The following is a 2,500-nucleotide window of genomic DNA, read 5'->3' as shown; positions in this document are numbered from 1 at the left end:
CCAGGATGTTGGCTTAGAAGCAGCCATCATTTAAAGAAAGCGTAACAGCTCACTGGTCTAAATAAGGGTTCTTGCGCCGAAAATGTAACGGGGCTAAAGCCATGCACCGAAACTGAGGGCACTATTTATAGTGCGGTAGCAGAGCGTTCTGTAAGCCTGCGAAGGGATACTCGTGAGAGATCCTGGAGGTATCAGAAGTGCAAATGTTGACATGAGTAACGATAAAGAGGGTGAGAGACCCTCTCGCCGAAAGACCAAGGGTTCCTGCTTAAAGTTAATCTGAGCAGGGTTAGCCGGCTCCTAAGGCGAGGCCGAAAGGCGTAGTCGATGGGAATGCAGTTAATATTCTGCAGCCTGGTGGTAGTGACGGATCTCGTAAATTGTACATCCTTATTGGATTGGTTGTGCAGTGAAGAGGTTCCAGGAAATAGCTCCACCGTATAGACCGTACCCCAAACCGACACAGGTGGTCAGGTAGAGAATACTAAGGCGCTTGAGAGAACTATGTTGAAGGAACTCGGCAAATTGCACGCGTAACTTCGGAAGAAGCGTGACCTGTATTTACGCAAGTAGATATAGGTGGCACAGACCAGGGGGTAGCGACTGTTTATCAAAAACACAGGGCTCTGCGAAGTCGCAAGACGACGTATAGGGTCTGACGCCTGCCCGGTGCTGGAAGGTTAAGAGGAGGAGTGCAAGCTCTGAATTGAAGCCCCAGTAAACGGCGGCCGTAACTATAACGGTCCTAAGGTAGCGAAATTCCTTGTCGGGTAAGTTCCGACCTGCACGAATGGCGTAACGACTTCCCCGCTGTCTCCAACATAGACTCAGTGAAATTGAATTCCCCGTGAAGATGCGGGGTTCCTGCGGTCAGACGGAAAGACCCCGTGCACCTTTACTATAGCTTCACACTGGCATTCGCCAAGGCATGTGTAGGATAGGTGGTAGGCTTTGAAACTCTCACGCCAGTGGGGGTGGAGCCATCCTTGAAATACCACCCTTATCTTCGTGGATGTCTAACTGCGGTCCGTTATCCGGATCCAGGACAGTGTGTGGTGGGTAGTTTGACTGGGGCGGTCGCCTCCTAAAGAGTAACGGAGGCGCGCGAAGGTAGGCTCAGACCGGTCGGAAATCGGTCGTTGAGTGCAATGGCATAAGCCTGCCTGACTGCGAGACTGACAAGTCGAGCAGAGACGAAAGTCGGTCATAGTGATCCGGTGGTCCCGCGTGGAAGGGCCATCGCTCAACGGATAAAAGGTACGCCGGGGATAACAGGCTGATGACCCCCAAGAGTCCATATCGACGGGGTTGTTTGGCACCTCGATGTCGGCTCATCGCATCCTGGGGCTGGAGCAGGTCCCAAGGGGTTGGCTGTTCGCCAATTAAAGCGGTACGTGAGCTGGGTTCAGAACGTCGTGAGACAGTTCGGTCCCTATCTGCCGTGGGCGTAGGAATATTGATGGGATCTGCCCCTAGTACGAGAGGACCGGGGTGGACGTATCTCTGGTGGACCTGTTGTTGCGCCAGCAGCATAGCAGGGTAGCTATATACGGAATAGATAACCGCTGAAGGCATCTAAGCGGGAAACTAACCCAAAGACGAGTATTCCCTGAGAGCCGTGGAAGACTACCACGTTGATAGGCTGGGTGTGGAAGTGCAGTAATGTGCGAAGCTTACCAGTACTAATAGCTCGATTGGCTTGATTGTTCTCATTGCTTATACCCATTTTGCTTCGCAAAATGTTCTGTAAAGTGGTTTTGGCAAACCTCTCTTGCTCGGTATTATACCTCGCAAGGGTGCCAAAACGATAACACAGATAATTTTGTGGTCGTTGCATAAATGAAATTAGCAGTAACGCCGAAATATGTGTCTCTCATTGATCTGACGATCAATTGGCGACGCGTACGCATTCATCTTCGATGAATTGCTTAAAAAAGGGCCTAGCCCGACCAGTTTCTTAACTTTATATGCTTTTTGCCGACCTGGTGGTTATGGCAAGGTGGCTGCACCCGTTCCCATTCCGAACACGGCCGTGAAACGCCTTAGCGCCGATGGTACTTTGTCTTAAGGCACGGGAGAGTAGGTCGCTGCCAGGTCTGCAAAACGCATATAAAATTCTCAACAATAATAAATATCCTCATTCCCAAAGACTAAAAGACAATCTTGTCCAATAACTTTGGGGCGAGAATAAAAACACGTGGATTAAGTTGCCGCGGGATGGAGCAGCCCGGTAGCTCGTCAGGCTCATAACCTGAAGGTCGTAGGTTCAAATCCTACTCCCGCAACCAAATCAGCACCCTCTCTTTTGAGTAGGGTGTTTTTTTGTGCGTCCTCATAGCTCATTAAATACTTCAACGCGTCACGACTTGACATTCTTCTGCGCAGAATAGTCTGGTCGTGCAGCGCATTCGCTTTATGCGAATTGCTTGGAGTGGAGCAGCCCGGTAGCTCGTCAGGCTCATAAACTGAAGGTCGTAGGTTCAAATCCTACTCCCGCAAC

General features: G+C 50.5%; 2 tRNA genes and 2 rRNA genes (1 of these 4 cut by a window edge). All 4 read left to right on the top strand.

Annotation, left to right across the window (positions count from 1 at the left end):
* A 23S ribosomal RNA gene (locus ACZ1GZ_RS00020) occupies positions 1 to 1,707 on the top strand (it extends 1,090 nt beyond the left edge of the window).
* Positions 1,708 to 1,981: 274 nt separating this feature from the next.
* Positions 1,982 to 2,096 (top strand): 5S ribosomal RNA (gene rrf, locus ACZ1GZ_RS00015).
* A gap of 115 nt (positions 2,097 to 2,211) precedes the next feature.
* Positions 2,212 to 2,288, top strand: a tRNA-Met gene (locus ACZ1GZ_RS00010).
* 135 nt (positions 2,289 to 2,423) lie between these two features.
* Positions 2,424 to 2,499: transfer RNA gene (locus ACZ1GZ_RS00005), tRNA-Met, on the top strand.
* Position 2,500 lies beyond the last annotated feature (1 nt).

Source organism: Lentilitoribacter sp. JB5-8 (assembly GCF_055693385.1).
This window is presented reverse-complemented; position numbering and strand designations above follow the sequence as displayed.